Annotated in this window: 20 protein-coding genes and 1 tRNA gene; 5 read left to right on the top strand and 16 right to left on the bottom strand. The window is 67.6% G+C overall.

Annotation, left to right across the window (positions count from 1 at the left end):
- Window positions 1–276 precede the first annotated feature (276 nt).
- Window positions 277–351: transfer RNA gene (locus F9K07_RS23785), tRNA-Arg, on the bottom strand.
- Between the two features lie 144 nt (window positions 352–495).
- Window positions 496–1,458: a LysR family transcriptional regulator gene (locus F9K07_RS23780; RefSeq protein ID WP_159595766.1), complete on the bottom strand. Its 963-nt coding sequence runs from the start codon at window positions 1,456–1,458 to the stop codon at window positions 496–498.
- A gap of 129 nt (window positions 1,459–1,587) precedes the next feature.
- On the opposite strand from F9K07_RS23780, the gene F9K07_RS23775 reads away from it, so the two are divergent.
- Window positions 1,588–2,232 (top strand): FMN-dependent NADH-azoreductase, encoded by a 645-nt coding sequence (locus F9K07_RS23775; RefSeq protein ID WP_159595765.1) that lies wholly within the window; start codon window positions 1,588–1,590, stop codon window positions 2,230–2,232.
- 15 nt (window positions 2,233–2,247) lie between these two features.
- On the opposite strand, the gene F9K07_RS23770 is transcribed toward F9K07_RS23775, so the two are convergent.
- The 9 genes from F9K07_RS23770 to F9K07_RS23730 form a co-directional block, all read right to left on the bottom strand.
- Window positions 2,248–2,910 (bottom strand): DsbA family protein, encoded by a 663-nt coding sequence (locus tag F9K07_RS23770; protein ID WP_159595764.1) that lies wholly within the window; start codon window positions 2,908–2,910, stop codon window positions 2,248–2,250.
- The gene (locus tag F9K07_RS23765; protein ID WP_159595763.1) at window positions 2,907–3,332 is read right to left on the bottom strand and encodes a disulfide bond formation protein B; all 426 of its coding nucleotides are present in this window, start codon (window positions 3,330–3,332) and stop codon (window positions 2,907–2,909) included. The genes F9K07_RS23770 and F9K07_RS23765 overlap by 4 nt, the downstream gene beginning before the upstream one ends.
- Window positions 3,333–3,442: 110 nt before the next feature.
- The gene (locus F9K07_RS23760; protein WP_159595762.1) at window positions 3,443–3,817 is read right to left on the bottom strand and encodes a hypothetical protein; all 375 of its coding nucleotides are present in this window, start codon (window positions 3,815–3,817) and stop codon (window positions 3,443–3,445) included.
- A gap of 27 nt (window positions 3,818–3,844) precedes the next feature.
- On the bottom strand, window positions 3,845–7,981 hold the full coding sequence (locus F9K07_RS23755; RefSeq protein ID WP_159595761.1) for a translocation/assembly module TamB domain-containing protein: 4,137 nt from the start codon (window positions 7,979–7,981) through the stop codon (window positions 3,845–3,847).
- Between the two features lie 13 nt (window positions 7,982–7,994).
- Complete coding sequence (locus F9K07_RS23750) at window positions 7,995–10,034, bottom strand: autotransporter assembly complex protein TamA (protein ID WP_159595760.1); 2,040 nt, start codon at window positions 10,032–10,034, stop codon at window positions 7,995–7,997.
- A gap of 7 nt (window positions 10,035–10,041) precedes the next feature.
- Entirely contained in the window at window positions 10,042–11,229 is a 1,188-nt protein-coding gene (locus tag F9K07_RS23745; protein WP_159595759.1) for a vWA domain-containing protein, read from the bottom strand.
- 9 nt (window positions 11,230–11,238) lie between these two features.
- Window positions 11,239–11,832, bottom strand: a complete 594-nt coding sequence (locus F9K07_RS23740) for a GNAT family N-acetyltransferase (protein ID WP_159597075.1) — start codon at window positions 11,830–11,832, stop codon at window positions 11,239–11,241.
- 14 nt (window positions 11,833–11,846) lie between these two features.
- The gene (locus tag F9K07_RS23735; RefSeq protein ID WP_159595758.1) at window positions 11,847–12,077 is read right to left on the bottom strand and encodes a hypothetical protein; all 231 of its coding nucleotides are present in this window, start codon (window positions 12,075–12,077) and stop codon (window positions 11,847–11,849) included.
- Between the two features lie 7 nt (window positions 12,078–12,084).
- Entirely contained in the window at window positions 12,085–12,927 is an 843-nt protein-coding gene (locus F9K07_RS23730; protein ID WP_159595757.1) for an AAA family ATPase, read from the bottom strand.
- 163 nt (window positions 12,928–13,090) lie between these two features.
- Here F9K07_RS23730 and F9K07_RS23725 point away from each other — a divergent pair, with 163 nt between their 5' ends.
- Window positions 13,091–13,759 (top strand): c-type cytochrome, encoded by a 669-nt coding sequence (locus F9K07_RS23725; RefSeq protein ID WP_159595756.1) that lies wholly within the window; start codon window positions 13,091–13,093, stop codon window positions 13,757–13,759.
- Between the two features lie 241 nt (window positions 13,760–14,000).
- On the opposite strand, the gene F9K07_RS23720 is transcribed toward F9K07_RS23725, so the two are convergent.
- Both F9K07_RS23720 and F9K07_RS23715 read right to left on the bottom strand, forming a co-directional pair.
- Complete coding sequence (locus tag F9K07_RS23720; protein ID WP_159595755.1) at window positions 14,001–14,435, bottom strand: DUF1841 family protein; 435 nt, start codon at window positions 14,433–14,435, stop codon at window positions 14,001–14,003.
- 37 nt (window positions 14,436–14,472) lie between these two features.
- On the bottom strand, window positions 14,473–15,111 hold the full coding sequence (locus F9K07_RS23715) for a trimeric intracellular cation channel family protein (RefSeq protein WP_159595754.1): 639 nt from the start codon (window positions 15,109–15,111) through the stop codon (window positions 14,473–14,475).
- Window positions 15,112–15,246: 135 nt separating this feature from the next.
- Between F9K07_RS23715 and F9K07_RS23710 the strand changes: the two genes are divergently transcribed.
- Window positions 15,247–15,864, top strand: a complete 618-nt coding sequence (locus F9K07_RS23710; RefSeq protein ID WP_159595753.1) for a ParA family protein — start codon at window positions 15,247–15,249, stop codon at window positions 15,862–15,864.
- A 63-nt stretch (window positions 15,865–15,927) separates the two neighbouring features.
- Complete coding sequence (locus F9K07_RS23705) at window positions 15,928–16,383, top strand: MaoC family dehydratase (RefSeq protein ID WP_159595752.1); 456 nt, start codon at window positions 15,928–15,930, stop codon at window positions 16,381–16,383.
- Window positions 16,384–16,391: 8 nt separating this feature from the next.
- On the opposite strand, the gene F9K07_RS23700 is transcribed toward F9K07_RS23705, so the two are convergent.
- The 3 genes from F9K07_RS23700 to F9K07_RS23690 all read right to left on the bottom strand — a co-directional run bounded on the left by F9K07_RS23700 (window position 16,392) and on the right by F9K07_RS23690 (window position 18,054).
- Window positions 16,392–16,715 carry a hypothetical protein gene (locus tag F9K07_RS23700; protein WP_159595751.1) on the bottom strand — a complete coding sequence of 108 codons (324 nt, stop codon included), beginning with the start codon at window positions 16,713–16,715 and terminating at the stop codon, window positions 16,392–16,394.
- A gap of 107 nt (window positions 16,716–16,822) precedes the next feature.
- The gene (gene trmL, locus F9K07_RS23695; RefSeq protein WP_159595750.1) at window positions 16,823–17,296 is read right to left on the bottom strand and encodes a tRNA (uridine(34)/cytosine(34)/5-carboxymethylaminomethyluridine(34)-2'-O)-methyltransferase TrmL; all 474 of its coding nucleotides are present in this window, start codon (window positions 17,294–17,296) and stop codon (window positions 16,823–16,825) included.
- 29 nt (window positions 17,297–17,325) lie between these two features.
- Entirely contained in the window at window positions 17,326–18,054 is a 729-nt protein-coding gene (locus tag F9K07_RS23690) for a ComF family protein (protein ID WP_159595749.1), read from the bottom strand.
- Window positions 18,055–18,145: 91 nt separating this feature from the next.
- On the opposite strand from F9K07_RS23690, the gene F9K07_RS23685 reads away from it, so the two are divergent.
- Window positions 18,146–19,015: a biotin synthase gene (locus F9K07_RS23685; protein WP_159597074.1), complete on the top strand. Its 870-nt coding sequence runs from the start codon at window positions 18,146–18,148 to the stop codon at window positions 19,013–19,015.
- The last annotated feature ends 292 nt before the right edge of the window (window positions 19,016–19,307 follow it).

The raw sequence follows: 19,307 nt of genomic DNA, 5'->3' as shown, positions 1-19,307 counted from the left end.
TGCGCGCAAGAGTTCCGTGGGTGGCTGGTGGCTGCCTCTGGTTAACATCACGATTCTAAATGAGTATTATTATCAATAACGTTGAAAAAACTGTGAAAGCCAGGGGAATAGCGGCGGCTGGCATGGCGCCGCGGCCGCGGAACTTCGGGCACCGGCTTTGCGCCGGGCGGGCGTCTTCGGGGGAGGGCAGCGTAGGCAGGTCTACGGCCGAAAGTTTGTCGAGTTGTGGCGGCGGCCCCAAGAGCGCCGGGCATCGCGGCAGGGTCCGCGCTCGACTGGTACCACCAACAGGAATCGAACCTGTATCTAGCGCTTAGGAGGCGCTCGTTCTATCCATTGAACTATGGCGGCAAAAAAGAGCCCGCATTGTACGAGGCGCTCATGCAGCGTTATCTGCCGCAGTCGTGCTCTTTCCGGCGAGCGTGCCTTGAACCATCAAGGGTCCGGCTCTACCGGCCCGAGATGCCGTCCCCCCCTCGAAGCGCCGAAGGCGCGCTACAGAGGGGGGAAGCCGCGCAGCGGCGCAGGGGGGTGTTCCTCACTTGCGTTGCGCTGCGCCTCGCTGCACATCGGCATGTATTCGCCCAGGAAATCCAGGAAACTGCGCACCGCCGGCGACATGCCCCGGCGCGACGGAAACACCGCGTGCACCACGCCCACGGGCGTGGTCCAGTCGGGCAGCAGGCGCACCAACTGGCCGTTGCGCAATTCCGCTTCGCACATGTAGTCGGGCAGCCAGCACATGCCGCTGCCGCCCAATACCGCGAACTTGAGCGTGAGCAGGTCGTCGGCGATGTAGCGCGGGTGGTATTGCAGCAAGGTCTCGCGTCCCTGTGGGCTGGTGAGGCGGATGCTGGCCACGCCGTCGGTGGCGGACATGGCCACGCTGTCGAGCCGGGCCACCTCTTCCAGCGTGGTGGGCGTGCCCTGGCGCTCGAGCAGCGCCGGGCTGGCCACCAGCACGGAATGTGCGTCGTCCAGCCGCTTGACGATCAGGCTGCCGCTGGTCTCCAGCGTGAGACGCACGCGCAGCGCCACGTCCACGCCTTCCTGCACCAGATCCACCACGCGGTTGTTCACTTCCATCTCGATGCGCACCTGGGGGTAACGCGCGAGATAGATCGACATGACGCCGCCGAGCACGGTTTGCGCCAAGGTGACCGGGCACACCACGCGGATCGTGCCGCGCGGCTCGGTCTGGGCGTTGGCCACCGCGTCGGCCGCGGCCTGCGCCGATTCGCGCAGGGCCTGGCAGTGGCGCAGGTAGGTTTCGCCCACGTCGGTAAGCGAGAGCTTGCGAGTGGTGCGCTGCAGCAACCGCACGCCGAGCTGCGCCTCCAGCCCCGCCACGCGGCGCGAGACGCGGGATTTGGGCATGCCCAGCGCTCGGCCCGCGGCCGCGAAGCCGCCGCGCTCGACCACCTCGGCGAACAACAGCATGTCGTTCAAGTCTTGCATGGGTCGATTGACTGTTCTATTGATGGAACGATATGTCGCAATTTTGCCGACTTATCAAAGATTGGTGCTGAAAAGACAATAACACCAACGCCATACCAGTCGTATGGCCCCATCCATAAGGACTTCACCATGCCATTGCTTCACATCGATTCCGCCATCACCGGCGACCAGTCCGTTTCCCGCCAGTTGACGGCCCGCACGGTGGCGTCCTGGGTGGCCGCCCACCCCGGCACGCAAGTGCAGTACCTGGACGTGGCCAAGGACGCGCCTTCGCACCTGAGCGCTGAGTCGCTGGGTTTTCGCACCGGCCAGGCCGCGTCCACCGAAGCCGAGCGCCGTGAAAACGCCTTGTCCGAGGCGCTGGTGAGCCAGTTCCTGGCCGCCGACGTGGTCGTGATCGGCGCCCCGTTCTACAACTTCACTATCCCGACCCAGCTCAAGGCCTGGATCGACCGCCTGGCGCAAGCCGGCCGCACCTTCAAGTACACCGAGAAGGGCCCCGTGGGCCTGGCCGGTGGCAAGACGGTGATCGTGGTGCTGAGCCGTGGCGGCGTGTACTCGACCAGCGAAGGCGGCCGCGCGATGGAACACCAGGAAACCTACCTGCAGACCATCTTCGGCTTCTTCGGCATCACCGATGTGCGCTTCGTGCGCGCCGAAGGGGTGGGCATGGGCCCGGACGCCAAGGCCAAGGCCCTGGAAACTGCCGAAGGCGAGATCCGCGCGCACGTGGCGGAAGCCGCCAACGAAGCCAAGGTCGCGAAGACGGCCTGACCGGGTCCGGGCGCTTCAGGGCGCGTTCGCCGCGCGCTTGACCTCGTCGGCCACCAGCGCTGCGAGCTGCTCCGGGCCGAAGCCGGGCAGGCTGCGGCCGTTGACGAAGAAGGTGGGCGTCTTGTTCACTTGCAGCGCGCGCAGGTCTTCCACGTCTTGCGCCAGCGCCGCTGCGATTTCGGGGCGCTGCGCATCGCTCCTGGCTTGTGCGAGGTCCAGGCCGAGCCCCGCCAGGGCATTCCACGCCAGCGCCGGCTGGGGCTGGTGGTGGTCGGCCCACTGCGGCTGGCTGGTCAGTACCGCCTCCAGCGCCGCTTCGTATTGGCCTTGGCGGCGCGCTGCTTCGAGCATGCCCACCACCAGGTCAGAACCCTCGTGGAACGGGGCGTAGCGCACCACCACCTTGAGCTGCGTGGGGTACTGCGCCATCAGCTGTTTGACGAACGGGTGGAATGCCCGGCAGGCCTCGCACGCCGGGTCGAAGAACTCCACCACCGTGACCGGCGCGTTCTGCGGACCCACCACGGGTGAGTGCATGCGCGCCAGCCGCGTGGCTTCGGCGCGCACGGTGGTTTCCTGCGCGGCCTGTTCCTGCTGGCGGAAGGTGCTCATGCCGATGAAGAAGGCGACGGCCAACACGGCCAGGATCAGGACGATGGAAATTTTCTTGGCGTTCATGGCCGGGTCTTTCGAAGATGGATGCACAAGCTGGCGGCGATCGCGAGGAAGGCCGCCAGGGAGAGAAAAGGCAGTTGCACGCCGTGGAGTTGGGTGAGGGCCTGGTTGCTGCACGACGGGCCGGCACCACAAGGCACCCACCACACGGGCACCCACTGCAGCACCAACGCGCTGTGGTACGCCGCGAAGCCCACGCCCACGAGCGCCAGGGGCAAGGCATAGAGCGCGCCACGCCGGTCGTCCATGAAGGCGGCCATGCCCAGAATGGCGGCCAGCGGGAACATGTAGATGCGTTGGTACCAGCACAGCAGGCAGGGCGTCATGCCCATGACCTCGCCGATGAAGAGTGCGCCCAGGGTCGCGGCCATCGCGACGAGCCAGGCCGCGGCGAGCCAGCGCCAGGCGGCTGAGTGAGCAGGCATGAAGGATTCCTTTCAGCGAACGAGAACCGCGCGGCTTCGCATGAGGCGAAGCCGTCGACATGTGCCGATCGGGGATGAGGCCCGTGAGGTCGCGGGCCTGTGCGGACGGATCAGCCCCGGTCGGACGGGGCGGCCCACTGAGGCCGGTCGGGGCGCTCGCGCCACGGTGGTGTGCGCGCGTGCTCGGCGGCTGAGCGCGGCGCGCTGCCCTGCAGCCGCCAGGGCGGCAGGGTGCCGCCGAGGGCCATGGCCGCGCCGTGTGCGTGGCAGGTGCTGCAGTCGGTTTCGACACAGACCTTGGCGTACCCGTTGCAGTGGTTGCCCAAGTGGCTTGCGTCGCGCGCGCCAGCGCCGTGGGGTGCCGCAACGGTGGAGGCCTGCGGTGCGCCATGTGGCGCCACGGCCGCCATCGCGAAGGGCGGCGCGAGCAGCCCTGACAGCCCCAGCAGAAGCATCAGAAGGAGGAGGGCGCGCGCAGTGGGCATGGCAGCGTTATTGCAGCGATGGGCGCGTCAATCGAACGCCGTGGTGAAGATCAGATCGATCGCGTTCTCATCGCCCGCCCGGGCGCGCACGGTGACGCGGCGCGAGAGGTCGTAGAACATCGATACCGTGCCCATGGCGCCGGCCAGGCTGCTTTCGTAGGTGATGTAGAGCTTGTTGGACAGCCGCTTGCCCAGCGTGACGGCCGCTGCCGTGGTGCTGCCGTCGGCATTGGTCGCGCTGCCGGCGAAGGACAGCTCGTCCAGGCCGAACGCGCCGGCCAGGCCACCCTCGAACCCGCCGCCATTGCGCGACAGCAGCGCCAGCGCGGCCTGCTGCAGCACGGCGGCTTCGGCACCCGCGCCGCTGGCCGGGCGGCCCAGCACCAGCCAGGCGAGCTTTTCGCTGTCGGGCAACTCGGGGTCGGAGAACAGCCGCACGCGCGGCAGTTGCGCGCTGCCGCTGATGACCACACCCACGCGTTGCGAGGTGTTGGGGCGTATCGCGGTGATGTCCAGCGTGGGGTTGTCGTAGGCGCCGCTGAAGCGCAGCACGCCGGTTTCGATGTTCATGCGTTGGCCGTAGGCGCGGTAGGTGCCGCGCACCGTGCGCACTTCACCGATCACGCGCGGTTCGGGCGAGGCCGGCGTGCTGCGCACGTTGAGCTGTCCGCTCAGGCGCGTCTGCAGGCCCAGGCCGCGCACCTCGAAGTTCTCGCCCAGGTTCAGGTCCACCAGCACATCGGGCTGCACGCGAAAGGCGTCGGGGTCTTCCAGCGGCCGCTGCGTGCCGCGCACCACCACGTCGGCGCCCAGGCTGGGCGTGGACTCGTCGGGCAGCACGAACAGGGCTTCGTCCGCGTTGAGCTGGCCGCGCAGCTGCAGCGCGGTGCCGGCCAACTCCGCCTGCAACTGGCCGGAGAGCGTGAGCAGGCGGTCGGCGCGGTTGGACACGCGCAGCCGGGTGGCGGTGGCCTGCAGGTTGATGTAGGGCTGGCGGCGTACCTGCCCATCGACCGTGACCATGCGCCACTCGGTGCTGCCCGTGGCCAGCAAGGTGCCGCCGTTCTCGGCGCCGCCGCGCCCTTGCAGGTAGAAGCGCTCGATGGTGATGCGCTCGCCCGCAAGGGTGGCGCGCAACTGGCCGCGCGAGAACGAAATGCCATTGACCAGCGAGCGCAAGGCGAGGTCGTCGGCATTGAGCGCGCCGTTGAACAGCGGCTTGTCGCGCGTGCCACTGAGCGTGAGGTCGGCGCCGAGCGAGCCGCGCACGCGCCAACCGGGTGGGGCCAGGGCCGACCACACGCCCATTTGCGGCAGGCTGGCCTTGAGCGTGCCGCGCAAGGGCGCCTGCTCGGCCCAGTGCCAGGCGTTCTGTTCTGCGTTGGGCGGGCTGAGTGTGGTGCTGACGTCGGCGCTGGCCTGGCCCAGGCGTTCGCTGTCCCAGCGCAGGCGCGCGACCACTTGGCTGCCTTGGGTTTCCACATCCAGCTGCGCGGCGCGGATGCCGGTCTGCAGGCGTTGGGCGGACGGCGTGTTCTCGTCGAAATTGCCGTCGGTCTGCACCGAGAGGTCGCCGCTGCGCCGCTGCAGTTGGGCGCTCAGGCGTGGCGGCGCGTTGGCGTCGGCCGGCAGGGACAGGTCCCACGCGCCGTCGAACACCACGTCGCCCCCCAGGCCGGCTTGGCTCAACGGTCCATGGCGCGCGCCTTCGGCGGTGGCCAGCGCGTCCACCCACGACAGCGGCAGGCCGGTGAGCCGTCCACGCGTGTCCAGCGCGCCGGCACGCCAGGTGATGCGCTCCCAGGCGAGTGTCAGCGGGCTGGTGACGGTGGGGGTGGCAGCTGCGGCCGCCACCGCGGTGGGCGAGACGGTGGTGTTGGGCGTGGGCGCCGCGCGCCGGCGGAACACCGGTTGCAGGTGGAGCTGGCCCGGGTCGACCTGGACCTGCAGCACGCTGCGCGCGCCTTGCCACTGCACCGCCAGCGCGGCCGCGCTCTCCAGCGTCCATTCGACGGTGCGGTCGGGACGCGCGCTGTCGGTGGCTTGCAGTTTCAAGCGGCTGAGGGCCAGGCGGCCGGTGTCGAAGTCGGGCTGGCGCGGATGGCCGAGCGCCAAGACGCCCTGCGTATCGAGCACGGCACGCCAAGGGCCTTGTTCGGCTTGTCCGGCGAGTTCGATGGCGAGGCGTTCGGGCGGTCCGTCGGCCGAGAGTTGGAGCGCTCGGACCAGGACGTTCTGGGTGGTGGTCGGGTTGTCGCTCTGGCCAGTGGCCCCTTCGGTTACTTCGCGCGCGATGCGCAGGCTGGGCGCGTTCAGGCCGATGCGCAGGCGCGGCGGTGCGGCGGTGCGGGCGTCGGTGATCGGGGGCGGATAGCCGAACACGCCGAGGCCGCCTTGCCAGTGGGCGTCGAGCTGGGCACTGCCTTCGGCCTGCAGGCCCGGTTGGCTGTCCAGCGCGGTGCGGATCTGCGGACCGACCACTGGCAGGGTCTGCAAGCTGCGCACCCAGGCGAGCACGCGGTTGGCATCGGCAAGGTTCAGGTCCAGTTCGCCTTCGCCCTGGGCGTGCGCGGTCTTGCCCTTCCATCGAGCCTCGGCCCCGGGCAGTTGCAGCGCCAGTTGGCCATCGAAACTGCGCGCCACGGTGTCGAACGCGCCCTTGCCGTCGAGCTGGAGGCCGGCCGCGTCCAGGCGGGCTTCGCGCAGTTCGAACACGCCTTGCGCCGCATCGTTCGCCTGGGGCCGCCAACGTCCCTTGAGATCGAGTTCGCGCAGGCGCACACCCGACAAGGTGCTGCCGCGCGGTTGCGTGTCGGACGGCTGCACGCGCGCGCTGAGATCGATGGCCGCGTCCACCGTGCGCGCGGTCACGCTGCCATCGAGTGCGGAGGGCACGATGCTGCTCCAGAGCCGGGCCGGGTTGATGCGAGTGGCCTGGATGTCGCCCTGCCACTGGCCCAGCGGCGAGGCCTGAGCGCCGGTGGCCGGCTCCCACCAGCCCTGGCCTTTGACCGCGCCACCGCCCAGTTGCGCATCGAGCCGCGAGAGCGTCCAGCGCATGCCGCGGTGTTCCAGGTCGACGCGCAGGGCATCCAGCGGCAGCCGCTGCTGGTCGGCCGGACCGCTGCCCGCATTGGCCAAATTCACCTGGGCACGCCAGGCGTCGCCTTCGGGTTGCGCCTGGACCGTGCCGCTGAGCAAGGTGACCGGCGCCTGGGGCCAGAAGGCGTGCAGGTCGATGCGCGCCAGGGTGGCGTCGGCGGACTCCAGCGGTTGCGCGCCCCAGGGCCGCAGCCGGGCCCTGGCCTCCAGCGAAGGGGCGTCTGGTGACGCGGTCGCGTTGCCTGCGGTCTTCACGCTGGCGGTGGCATCCAGCGCGGCATCGGTGGTGGCCAGGGTGCCGGTGATCTTCGCGATGGCCTGCAGCGCGAGGCGCTCGCTGCCACCGGGCACAGTGGTGTCCACCTCGCCGCCGGCCTCCACACGCAAGGGCATGGGCGCTTGGGCCCCCAGGATGGCCTTGAGCTGGTAGCGGCCGCCGGCGACTTGCACGCTGTCCAGATCGAACTGGTGCGCGTCGTCCACGCCCAGGTTCCACCCCCGCTCGGCCGAGCGGTAGCGGTACAGGCCTTTCATGCCGCTGAAGCGCAGCGGCGACCCGCCCTCCAGCACGAGTTCGCCGATGGACCAGGGCAGGGTGACCGGCAGGGGCAGCGTGATGGGCTGCAGCGGCTCGGGCGGCTCGTCGGGTCCGGGCGGGCGTTGGTCGTGAATCTGCAGGCGTGCGATGTCCAGCTGCGAGAGGCGCACGCCGCGGCCCAGCAAGGCGTCGGCCCAGAACCAGGGGTTCAGGCCGATGCGCGTGTCGGTCGCGACCACGGTGAGCCCATCGCGCTGCCACTGCAGCCGCGCGATCTGTCCGCCGCGCAGCAGGCTGCCTTGCACGTCGGCCACCTCCAGCGTGCCTGCGTCCGGCCCCTGTCGGGCCATGAAGGCTTGGCCCCAGCCGATCGCCTGCGCCAGAGAGCCTGCCGACGCGGCCCACACGCCAAAGCCCAGCAGCACCAGCAACACCAGGGTGACCAGGCCACCGAGAACCCAGCGCACCACGCGGCCGATGCGCGAGGGTGGCGGGGCGAGGGTGTCGGCGTCGGTGCTGCTCATGCGCGCGGGGCCGTCAGAACGTGAAGCCCACGTTCAGGTGGATGCGAAAGCGCCTGGTTTCCAGGCCGTAGGCCAGGTCCAGCTGCAGCGGGCCCACCGGGCTGTTGTAGCGGATGCCGGTGCCCACGCCCCACACCGGCTTGAGGTCGCCGGCCTTGTTGGCGATCGCGCCGCCGTCGATGAAGAGCACGTTCTCCCAGTTGGAGCGCTGGTCGGCGTTGAAGATCGGGCGCTGCCATTCCAGGCTCACCACGCCCTTGTAGCGGCCTGGGCCGATGGTGCCGTCGGCGCGCGGCACGCCGATGTCGCGCAGGCCATAGCCGCGCACCGTGTTGTCGCCCCCGGTGATGAAGAGCTGGGTGTCGGGGATGGGGGCCGAATCGCGCGCGACCACGGCGCCGCCTTCGACGCGCAGCGCGAGGCGGCCCAGCTGCGTGCGCCGCCCGGGGGCGCCCACATCGCGGGCCTGGCCGGGCACCGGATCGGCCGCCTGGCGGATCGCGCCCAGCGGCCAATAGGTGAGCCAGCGGGCCTGTGTGCGGGCGAAGGGCTGGCGGTCGCTGCCCAGGGTGTAGCCCGCGCCCACCTCCACCGCGAGGCCGTAGCCGCGGTTGGGGAACACCATGTCGTCGAAGCGGCGCCGCGTCCAGGCGTAGTTGGCGGTGATGGAAGACTTCGCATCGTCTTGCGCGGCCGGTGCCAGCAGGCTGCTCTTGACGCGTGCCCGGTCGTACTGCAGGTAGAAACTGCGGTCGAATTCGACCCCGAGCTGCGTTTGCCCCGCGCGCAGGCGCTGGCTGGTGGTGGTGGTGAAATCGTCGGTCTGCTTGGCGAGCTGCCCGCCGACGATCTTGCGCCAGCCATCGTTGTTGGGAATGGAGCTCCAGTCGGTGCTGGCGAGCTGGTCTTCGCGTTCGAGCTGTATCTTGCTCACCGCGCGCCAGCCGATGCCGGGCACCTGGTTGTGGATGTGCTCGAAGGACAGGCGCGCGCCGTTGTCGGTGCTGCCGCCGATGCCGATCACCACCTTCTGCCGCTTGGCCTCGCGCAGTTGCACCTGCACGGGCAGCGTTTCGCCATCGGCGGTGGGCTCGACGTAGACGAAGGCCGAGTCGTAGTAGCCGGTCTCGGCCAGCCGGCGCTGCGCGTCCTGCAGCTTGGCCAGGTCGTAGTCGCTGCCTTCGGTGAGCCCGGCGAGCCGCACCAGGCGCTGGGCGGTGATGGCGTCGTAGCGTTCGGCGCCCTGCACGACCACATCGCCCATGCGCATGGCGCGGCCGGAGTCGAGTTCGATGTAGAGCCGGGCCTGGTGGGCCTCGGCATCGATGTCGGCCAGGCTGTTCTGCACCCGGCCCAGCGGATAGCGCTTGGCGGTCAGGGCGCGCAAGGCGGCGGTCTTGGTGCTGTTCCAGTCGGCCTGGGAAAAGGGCAACCCGGCGATCAGGCCGGCCTCGCGCTGGATGTCGGCGCGTTGCTCGGCGGCCTCGGGTGCGGTGGCGATGTCGCCCACGAAGGAGATGTTGACCAGCTCGATCTGGGTCACCGGTCCGGGAGCGATCTTCACGACCACGGTGCCCAGGAACGGCGTGCGCGGTGCGCGCTCGGCATCGTCGGCATCGGTGGCCGCCTCGCCCAGACCCGCGGGCGGGATCACTTCCACCTGGGGTGAGAAATGCCCCAGCGTGGCCAGCAGTTCGCGCACATTGGCCGGCGCCAGCACGAGCAGGCGGCCGAGTTCGTTGGCGTCGAGGTTGCGCAATTCGCGGTAGCGCTGCACCTCCATGTGGCGCAGCAGAAAGTTGCCGATGGCCTCGGGGGCCTGCATGTCGATCTCGAAGCGGGGCGTCGCCGCGGCGGCGGCCCGTTGCGTGCGGGCGCGCTCGCGCTCGGCAGGGGTGTCGTCATCGTCCGTGTCGGAGGGTTCCTCGACCCGCACCGGTGCGGCAGAAGCCGCCTGGGCCTGTGCGGCGATCGGCCACACCCAGGTCGACAAGCTGGCGCACAACAGGATCGACCACGCCCATGGGGCATGGCCCGGGAAGGGGAATTTCATTCGGCGGCTATTTCGACAGCATGCGCATCGTGTCTTCCAGCCCCTTCAGGGTCAGCGGGTACATGCGCTGGCCCATCAACTGCTGGATCACGCTGATGCTCTGTCGATACTGCCACACCCCTTGAGGTTCCGGATTGATCCACGCGAACTTCGGAAACGCATGTGTCAGGCGCTGTAACCATTCCGCACCCGCTTCTTCGTTGTTGTATTCGACGCTGCCGCCCGGCTGCAGGATCTCATAAGGACTCATCGTCGCGTCGCCGACGAAGATCAGCTTGTAGTCCTTGTTGTACTTGCGGATGATGTCCCATGTCGGGAACTTCTCGGCGTAGCGGCGCCGGTTGTTCTTCCACATGAAGTCGTAGACGCAGTTGTGGAAGTAATAGAACTCCAGGTGCTTGAACTCGCTCTTGACCGCCGAGAACAGCTCTTCCACGCGCTGGATGTGCTCGTCCATCGTACCGCCCACGTCCATCAGCAGCAGCACCTTCACGTTGTTGTGCCGCTCCGGGATCATCTTGATGTCCAGGTAGCCGGCGTTGGCGGCGGTCGCGCGGATCGTATCGGGCAGGTCGAGTTCGAGGTCGTGGCCTTCGCGCGCGAACTTGCGCAGGCGGCGCAGGGCCACCTTGATGTTGCGCGTGCCCAGTTCCTGTGTGTCGTCGTAGTCGCGGTAGCTGCGCTGCTCCCACACCTTCACGGCGGTCTTGCCACCGCCCTTGCCGCCGATGCGGATACCCTGCGGGTTCTGTCCGCCGTTGCCGAAAGGCGATGTGCCCCCGGTGCCGATCCACTTGCTGCCGCCTTCGTGGCGCTCCTTCTGCTCTTCCAGGCGCTTCTTGAGCGTCTCCATGAGCTCGTCCCAATCCATCTTGGGCGCATTGGCCTTCTGCTCTTCGGAGAGGATGCGTTCGAGCTCCTGGCGCAGCCAGTCGGCGGGAATCGGCTTGGTGAAGTCCGCGACCATCTCCACGCCCTTGAAGTAGGCGGCGAAGGCACGGTCGAACTTGTCGTAGTGCTTCTCGTCCTTCACCAGCGCGGTGCGCGCGAGGAAGTAGAAGTCGTCCATGGAGCACGCCTCGGGATTGCGCGGGCCGACCACGTCGGCCTGCAGCGCTTCGAGCAGCGTGAGGTATTCCTTGACCGAGACCGGCAGCTTGGCCGATCGCAGGGTGTAGAAAAAATCGATCAGCATGGTGATCTCCTATTCGTGTCTACCGCGCAGGTAGAGCAACTGGGCCTTGGCCTCAGGCCACTCTCCCGCGCGCATGCTGTACATCACCGTGTCACGGATGGTGCCGTCGCGGCGCAGGAAGTGGCCGCGGATCACGCCGTCCTTTTTCGCGCCCAGCCGCTCGATGGCCTTTTGCGAGGCGAAGTTGTAGTTGTCGGTGCGCCAGCCCACCACGTGGCAGCCCAGCGTGTCGAAGGCGTGGCCCATCATGAGCAGTTTGCAGGTGGTGTTCACATGCGTGCGCTGCACGCGGCGGGCGTACCAGGTGTAGCCGATTTCCACGCGTTTCACGCTGGGAATGATGTCGTGGTAGCTGGTGCTGCCCAGCACATCGCCGCTGGCCTCGTCGGTCACGGCGAAGGCGAAGCGCGTGCCTTCGGCGCGCATCTGCAGGGCCGATTCGATGTAGGCGCGCGTCTGCTGCGGTTCGGGCACGGAAGTGATGCGCAGGGTCCAGAGCGCGCCGTCTGCCGCCGCCGCGCGCAGGCCGGCCTCGTGGTCGAGCGACAGCGGCACCAGGGCGATGCCGCGGTCGCGAAGGGTGACGGGTTCGACGAAGGCCATGGTGCGCAGGTCCATCAGTGGGAAGGCCGAGGCGCGATCAGGCGGCGCGCCACGATCTTGCCCACGCCGCAGCCCAGCGCGATCAATGCCAGTCCGGCCATCTCGCGCCAACCGAACGCATCGGGTGCGGCGAAGAAGTCCCAGCCGAGCTGCCGTCCCAAGGCCCAGCCGGCCAGCGAGCCGATGACAAACCCCGACGCGTCGGCCAAGCCCTCCTTCAGTGCGTTGCGGATCTGCGGGTCCATGGCGGCCTCAGCGATTTCTCTGGTTCATGAACACCAGCTTTTCAAACAGCGTGGTGTCCTGCTCGTTCTTCAGCAGCGCTCCCACCAGCGGCGGCACGCTGACCTTGCTGTCGGCGCTCTGCAGCGCTTCCACCGGAATGTCTTCGGCCATCAGCAGCTTGAGCCAGTCCAGCAGCTCGGAGGTGCTGGGTTTTTTCTTCAGGCCGGGCAGGTTGCGCACGTCGTAGAAGGTCTTCATGGCCGCGGTCAGCAGCTCCTTCTTGAGCTTGGGGAAATGCACGTCGACGATGCGCTGCATGGTCTCGGCTTCGGGGAACCGGATGTAGTGGAAGAAGCAGCGGCGCAAGAAGGCGTCGGGCAATTCCTTTTCGTTGTTCGAGGTGATGAACACCAGCGGGCGGTGCTTGGCACGGATCATTTCGTGCGTCTCGTAGCAATAGAACTCCATGCGGTCGAGTTCGCGCAGCAGGTCGTTGGGGAATTCGATGTCGGCCTTGTCGATCTCGTCGATCAGCAGCGCGACCGGTTCGTCGGCCGTGAATGCCTGCCACAGCACGCCTTTGACGATGTAGTTGTGGATGTCCTTGACGCGCTCGTCGCCGAGCTGCGAATCGCGCAGGCGGCTGACCGCGTCGTACTCGTACAGGCCCTGCTGCGCCTTGGTGGTGCTTTTGATGTGCCATTGCAGCAACGGGAGCTTGAGCGCGCCGGCCACTTCCTCGGCCAGCATGGTCTTGCCGGTGCCGGGTTCGCCCTTGACGAGCAGGGGACGCTTGAGCGTGATGGCCGCGTTGACCGCCAGCATCAGGTCTTGCGTGGCCACATAGTTTTCGGAGCCTTGGAATTTCATGGTCGCTTGGCAGGAGAGGTTGACAGGATGTCGCGCGGCAGAGGGGCCTTTGCGACTCGGCAGGTACACGCGCGGGCGGGGCCTGGGAGAGGGGCGCCGTTTGCCCAGTCTATATAATCGGCGGTTGATTTTTCCCCGCCGATCCATTCATTGTGCTTGCAAAATGATTCAAACGTTGCCCACGATCGTCCGTTCCCTTGTCGCTGCCGCGACGTTTTCAGCGGTTGCCGTGGCCGCTCAGGCCCAAGGTGTGACGGGTGATGTGCAGGCTGGCCACAAGAAGGCCGAGATGTGCATTGGCTGTCATGGCATTCCGGCTTATCAGAACAGTTTCCCCGAAATCCACAAGGTGCCGATGATCTCGGGCCAGTCCGACAAGTACATCGTGTCGGCATTGACGGCCTACAAGAAGGGCGACCGCAAGCACCCCACCATGCGCGGCATCGCCGGCTCGCTGAGCGAGCAGGACATGGCCGACCTGGGCGCCTTCTACGCGTCGCAAGGCGGCAAGACCGCCGCCGAAGCACCGCGCAGCGCCAGCACCGCAGCCGCCGCGCTGATTGAAAAGGGCGCGTGCGCCTCTTGCCATGGCGCCAATTTCAGCAAGCCCATCGACCCCAGCTATCCCAAGATCGGCGGCCAGCACGCCGACTATCTGTACGTCGCGCTCAAGGCTTACACGGTCGAAGGCAACGCCATGGTCGGCCGCTCCAACGGCATCATGGCCGGCATCGCCAAGCAATTCACGCACGCCGAAATGCGCGAGATGGCCAAGTACCTGTCGACCGTCGAAGGCGAGCTGAAAACCGTGCCGCAATCGCGCTTCCGCTGATCGGGCGCACTGTCTCTGCAAAAGGCCGCTCCAAGAGCGGCCTTTTGCTTTCATGCGGTTTCGCCTTCAACCGTATCGGTTTCCACCATGCCGAAGCGCGACCCCGCAACGCATGAAACCATGCAGACCAGGGGCGACAAGGGTCCGGCTCAGCCGGCCCAAGGCGCCGTCCCCCCTCGAAGCGCCGAAGGCGCGCCACGGAGGGGGGAAGCCGCGCAGCGGCGCAGGGGGGTGTTTCATCCTAGTCCCGCGTCGCACGCCGGCGCACCGCGTCGATGTACGCCTGGCCATCGGGCGGGCGGCCTGCGCGCTGGCTCTCCCACAGCATCGTGCCCAGGCACTCCATCACTTCGTGGTGGGCGGCGTGCAGATCACCGCGCCGCGCGGCGAGCAACTCCACGGCCTGGCGGATGCCCGGTGGCTGGTCGATGCTGCATTGCTCGCTGATCGACAGGTGCATGGACAGGTGCAGGAAAGGGTTGTCCCGCCCGGTATCGGGTTCGCCCAGGCGCGCCAGCGCGGCATCCACATCGGCCAGCTCGGCGTGGTGCTCGGGATGCTCCGCGATCCACTGGCCCGCCAGCGTCTCGATGGCTTCCATGGGTTGCTGTTGCAGGCGCTTGGCGTGCACGGCGCAGAAAAACCGACGCACGTCGGCCTGGGTCGGATTGAACATGGGGCGATTGTCCCGCATGCCTCATACGGTTTCGCCTTCAGAACTTCCACATGGGCAACTGCCAGTTGCGCCACAACGCCAGGGCGCGCAGCCCGGCGGTGACCAGAACGCATGCCACCAGCGCCAGCCAACCCGGTGCCTCCAGGTGCCACAGGCCCACGTAGAGCCATCCACCGGCGAAGGCGCACAGCGCGTACGGCCGGTGATCGCGAAACGCGGTGGGTATCTGGTTGCACACCACGTCGCGCAGCACGCCGCCGAACACGCCCGTGATCAAGCCCATGAGCACCGCCACCAGCGCGGGCATTTCCAGCAGCAGCGCCTGGTGCACGCCCGTGGCGGTGAACAGGCCCAGGCCCAGCGCGTCGGGCCACTGGATGGCCTGCTCGGTCAGCCCCACGTGTTGCTGGCGCAGGAACACCATGGCCAGCACGCAGAGCGCGAGCACGCCCCACAACATCTCCACATGCTGCACCCAGAAGAAGGGCCGCTGGTCCAGCAGCAGATCGCGCAGCGTGCCACCGCCAAACGCGGCCAGAAAGCCGACCACGGTCACGCCCACCGCATCGAGCCGCGTGCGCGCGCCCATCAGAATGCCCGATAGCGCGAAAGCGGCCGTGGCCGCCAGCTCCACCAGCAGGCGCACCGACTCGCCCCAGAATTGAACGTTTTGCATCGCCGGATTGTCGTTCCATGTCCCTGAGCGCCGGTCCAGCAGGTGCAGGAGGCGGTGGCGATAACATAGGGGCCCGATCCTTCATGCCCCGCCGCGCATCGCGCGAGCGGCGTCCGACCCCAAAAGGAGCTCCGTATGCCCGTCGTGTTGGTGGCCAATCCCAAAGGAGGCGTGGGCAAGTCCACGCTGTCGACCAACGTCGCCGGGTACTTTGCCCGCAAGGGTCGCTCCGTCATGCTGGGCGATGCCGACCGGCAGCAGTCGTCGGCGCTGTGGCTCAAGCTGAGGCCGGCCGAGGCCAGGCCGATCCAGACCTGGGACGTGTCCGACGAACTGGTTGCGCGCCCGCCCAAGGATGTGACCCATGTCGTGCTCGACACCCCTGCCGGCTTGCATGGCCAGCGGCTGAAGGACGTGCTCAAGGTCGCCGACAAGGTGCTGGTGCCCTTGCAGCCCAGCATCTTCGACATCTATGCGACGCGCGCGTTTCTCGACGAACTCGCCGAGTCGCGCCGCGCCGGCAAGATACAGGTGGGCATCGTTGGCATGCGGGTGGACATGCGCACCATTGCCGCCGACAAGCTGGGGGAGTTCGTGAATGGCCTGGGGCTGCCGGTGCTGGGCGCGCTGCGCGACACCCAGAACTATGTGCATCTGGCCGCGCGTGGGCTGACGCTGTTCGACGTGGCGCCCAGCCGGGTGGAAAAAGATCTTGCGCAGTGGCAGGGCATCTGCGACTGGCTCGACCGGTGAACGAACGCCACCTGTCACCGGACCGACAGCACCTGCCTGCGCACGCGCGATACAGTGCGCCGCATGAAAACCTTTGAATCCCTGGCGGCGCTGGCGGCCTGTGTGGGCCAGGAAGTGGCCATCAGCGACTGGGTCGACATCACGCAGGAGCGCGTCAACCTCTTTGCCCAGGCCACTGGCGATCAGCAGTGGATCCACGTCGATGTGGAGCGCGCCCGCAGCGGTCCGTTCGGTGCGCCCATTGCGCATGGTTTTTTGACGCTGTCCCTGCTCCCCGCTTTTCTGGCTTCGGCGTTCAGCGTGCGCGGTGTGCGCATGGGTGTGAACTACGGTTTGAACCGGGTGCGTTTCACCGCACCGGTGCCGGTGGGCAGCCGGCTGCGCGCGCACCTGACCTTGCAGGCGGTCGAGGTCGTTGAGCAGGATGGGCAGCAGCTGACCTGGGCCGTGGTGGTGCGGCGCGAAGGCGTCGACAAGCCGGTGTGCTTCGCTGAGTCGGTGGTGCGCTTGTATCCCTGAGGCCGGCGTTATTTGATCGGCACGAGCTGCTTGGGCTCGAGCCAGCCTTCGAAGCAGTGGATCAGGGCGTTGATGCGGCGTGCGGCGATCGTTTGATCGTGCCGTTGAGAGATCAGCTGGTAGGCGTCGTTGCGCAACAGCCAGAGTTCCAGAGGCGTTCGGGCTTCATGGATCATTTGGCGCAGACGCTGCGCGGACTCGCTCGGGCAATCCTCGATGCTGCGCTCCAGCTGGCGCCGGATACGCGCCAGGTCTCGCAGACTGGCGCTGCGGCCAGTGCGTGGTCGGGGCGCGACCTTCACGCGGAACATCCGTGTGAGAACGTGGATCAAGAGGCCCTCCATGTGCGTGACGGGACAAAGCCCGCTCGGAATCGGCCCCATGTTGCGCGCTTCCCTCGGCCACCGCATTTCCCTGCAGATCGCCTTTGTGACCTGCATCACGAAATTGCATGGCAAAACGCCAGTTGGCGCCAGGCCTCGAACACCGTGACGGCAACGGCGTTGGACAGGTTGAGGCTGCGTTGCCCGGCCACCATCGGCAGGCGCAGCCGCTGTGGCTCGGGAAACGCGTCGCGCAGTTCGGGCGACAGGCCCCGCGTTTCCGAGCCGAACACCAGCCAGTCGCCGGCCTGGAAGGTGTTGGCGAACACGCTGTGGCTGCCGCGCGTGGTGAACGCGAACATGCGTTGCGCGTCGGGCATTTCGGTCCGCAGGAAGCTGCTCCAGTCGGCGTGGCGGCGCAGGTCCGCGTACTCGTGGTAGTCCAGGCCCGCCCGGCGCATGTGCTTGTCCTCCATCGAGAACCCGAGCGGTTCGACGAGGTGCAGCGTGCAGCCGGTGTTGGCGCTGAGCCGGATCACGTTGCCCGTGTTGGGTGGGATCTCGGGCTCGACGAGGACGATATGGAACATGGCGGTAGAGCAGTTTGAGCGGAGAGGTTTTATTCGGTGGAGGGCGCCGCCGTGCGCGCAAATACCATTGCGCTGACCCGCGCCGCGCCAGCCTGCTGAAGTGCTTGCGCGGCTGCCTGCAGGGTCGCGCCGGTGGTCATCACGTCGTCCACCAGCAAGACGTGCGCCTGTTCGATCTGGCGAATGCCTTGGGGATGGACTGCGAAAGCCCCCCGCAGATTGCGCAGGCGTTGTTCGCGCGCGAGGCTGTGCTGGTCGGGCGTTTCCAGCAAACGCACCAGTGCATCGGGTCGCGCCGCGTGCTGGCCCGGGGATAGGCGGCGCAAGGATTTCACCAGCTCCCAGGCCTGGTTGTAGCCCCGATGGGCCAACCGGGAGCGGGTCAGCGGCACCGGCACCATCAGGTCGCATTGCGAGAGCAGATCGGCGGCCAGCGGTGCGGCCGCCATCTGGTGCGCAAACGGGCCGGCCCAGCCGGGCTCGTTGCGGAACTTGAAACGCGCGATCAAACCGTTCCAGGGGTAGGCGTAGTCGACCGCCGCCACGCAGGTGTGCAGCGGCGCGGGTGTGGGCTGTGTCAAGCAGGTGCCGCACCGCGTGGCGTCGGCCACCAAGGGTGCGGCACATCCGCCGCAGCGCCGCGGAGCGCCCCGGAACCGCTGGGCGCACGCATCGCACACCGCGCTGGCCGGCCAGGCACCGCACACATGGCAGATGCTGGGCAGGGAATTCCACAAGGTGCGCCAAAGCGTGAACATGGGGCCAATATACTGGGACGCCCCACCGCGTCCTGCCCCGTCCGCTTTTCCTTTGAACGCTCCCACCCCTTCCGAAACGCCGGTGCCCGGCATGGACCCTGTGGCCGCCTTGCGCTGGCAGAGGCGTGACGTGTCCGCCACCCCTTGGTTGCACGAGGAAGTGGCCTCGCGCATGGTCGAGCGGTTGAAGTGGTTTCGCGAACCGCCCTCGAGCTGGATGCATTGGGAGCCCGTGAGCGGCGGGTTGGAGGCGCACCGGCGGATCCGATCGCAGCTTCCCGATGCGCCGTGCCATGTCGCGGCGCAGCGCCTGCCGCAGGCGCTGGACGCCACGCGCGAATCTCCTGCGTCGGCCTGGAACCCCCTGAAGTGGGGACGTGGCAAAAGCCCGCAGGCCGCGAGCGAGGCCACACGCGTGCGCATGCTGTGGGCCAACATGGCGTTGCACATGGAGCCGAAGCCCCAAACCCTGCTCAAACGCTGGAATGCCCACATCGAAACCGACGGCTTCCTGATGTTCTCGTGCCTGGGGCCGGACAGCCTGCGCGAGTTGCGCGCGGTCTACGCAGAACAAGGGTGGCCCGCGCCGTCCCATGCGTTCACCGACATGCACGATTGGGGTGACATGCTCGTGCACAGCGGTTTTGCCGAACCGGTGATGGACATGGAACGCATCACCTTGTCGTACAGCGGTGCCGAGCCGCTGCTGGCCGAGCTGCGGGGCCTGGGGCGCAACCTGTTCGCCGATCGCTTTACCGGTTGCCGTTCGCGCCATTGGCGCGCCAGGCTTCTTGATGCGATCGAGGCCAGCCTGCCCCGCGCGCCCGATGGCCGTCTGCTGTTGACCTTCGAGATCATCTACGGCCATGCCTTCAAGCCGGTGCCGCGGGTGGCGATGGGACCATCCACCACCGTGCCCATGGAGGACATGCGCGCGATGTTGCGCGGCAGAAAGACTTAAGCTCTTGGCGCCACGCGCGAAGCCCGGGACCGATGTACCGGCTTTATCGGGAGGTTGCCATGGTCTCGCCGCTACAATTGGCGGCGATCCAGATTTCAAGGGTGGTTTCCCTGCGTCAACGCGCGCGCCTCATGGCCGCGCTCAGCCTGAGCCGGCGATGGGTGGTGAGCCTTGTACGTCTGCCAAGGCCCGGGGCCGTCGCTGAAAACACATGTGTTTGAGACGCCCGCGCCATTGGAATGGCCCTGTGCCTCCCTGTGTGTCTGTTCGCTCGTTGCGTGGTACGTGGCGG

It is taken from the genome of Hydrogenophaga sp. BPS33, assembly GCF_009859475.1.
GTDB lineage: Bacteria > Pseudomonadota > Gammaproteobacteria > Burkholderiales > Burkholderiaceae_C > Hydrogenophaga.
Note: the sequence above shows the minus strand (reverse complement) of the source record. Positions and strands in the feature narration are given on the sequence as shown.

Bases quoted from the DNA above. Each gene is read 5' to 3' on its own strand.
- F9K07_RS23780 (WP_159595766.1), bottom strand. From the start codon at position 1,458: ATGCAAGACTTGAACGACATGCTGTTGTTCGCCGAGGTGGTCGAGCGC.
- F9K07_RS23775 (WP_159595765.1), top strand. From the start codon at position 1,588: ATGCCATTGCTTCACATCGATTCCGCCATCACCGGCGACCAGTCCGTT.
- F9K07_RS23770 (WP_159595764.1), bottom strand. From the start codon at position 2,910: ATGAACGCCAAGAAAATTTCCATCGTCCTGATCCTGGCCGTGTTGGCC.
- F9K07_RS23765 (WP_159595763.1), bottom strand. From the start codon at position 3,332: ATGCCTGCTCACTCAGCCGCCTGGCGCTGGCTCGCCGCGGCCTGGCTC.
- F9K07_RS23760 (WP_159595762.1), bottom strand. From the start codon at position 3,817: ATGCCCACTGCGCGCGCCCTCCTCCTTCTGATGCTTCTGCTGGGGCTG.
- F9K07_RS23755 (WP_159595761.1), bottom strand. From the start codon at position 7,981: ATGAGCAGCACCGACGCCGACACCCTCGCCCCGCCACCCTCGCGCATC.
- F9K07_RS23750 (WP_159595760.1), bottom strand. From the start codon at position 10,034: ATGAAATTCCCCTTCCCGGGCCATGCCCCATGGGCGTGGTCGATCCTG.
- F9K07_RS23745 (WP_159595759.1), bottom strand. From the start codon at position 11,229: ATGCTGATCGATTTTTTCTACACCCTGCGATCGGCCAAGCTGCCGGTC.
- F9K07_RS23740 (WP_159597075.1), bottom strand. From the start codon at position 11,832: ATGGCCTTCGTCGAACCCGTCACCCTTCGCGACCGCGGCATCGCCCTG.
- F9K07_RS23735 (WP_159595758.1), bottom strand. From the start codon at position 12,077: ATGGACCCGCAGATCCGCAACGCACTGAAGGAGGGCTTGGCCGACGCG.
- F9K07_RS23730 (WP_159595757.1), bottom strand. From the start codon at position 12,927: ATGAAATTCCAAGGCTCCGAAAACTATGTGGCCACGCAAGACCTGATG.
- F9K07_RS23725 (WP_159595756.1), top strand. From the start codon at position 13,091: ATGATTCAAACGTTGCCCACGATCGTCCGTTCCCTTGTCGCTGCCGCG.
- F9K07_RS23720 (WP_159595755.1), bottom strand. From the start codon at position 14,435: ATGTTCAATCCGACCCAGGCCGACGTGCGTCGGTTTTTCTGCGCCGTG.
- F9K07_RS23715 (WP_159595754.1), bottom strand. From the start codon at position 15,111: ATGCAAAACGTTCAATTCTGGGGCGAGTCGGTGCGCCTGCTGGTGGAG.
- F9K07_RS23710 (WP_159595753.1), top strand. From the start codon at position 15,247: ATGCCCGTCGTGTTGGTGGCCAATCCCAAAGGAGGCGTGGGCAAGTCC.
- F9K07_RS23705 (WP_159595752.1), top strand. From the start codon at position 15,928: ATGAAAACCTTTGAATCCCTGGCGGCGCTGGCGGCCTGTGTGGGCCAG.
- trmL (WP_159595750.1), bottom strand. From the start codon at position 17,296: ATGTTCCATATCGTCCTCGTCGAGCCCGAGATCCCACCCAACACGGGC.
- F9K07_RS23690 (WP_159595749.1), bottom strand. From the start codon at position 18,054: ATGTTCACGCTTTGGCGCACCTTGTGGAATTCCCTGCCCAGCATCTGC.
- F9K07_RS23685 (WP_159597074.1), top strand. From the start codon at position 18,146: ATGGACCCTGTGGCCGCCTTGCGCTGGCAGAGGCGTGACGTGTCCGCC.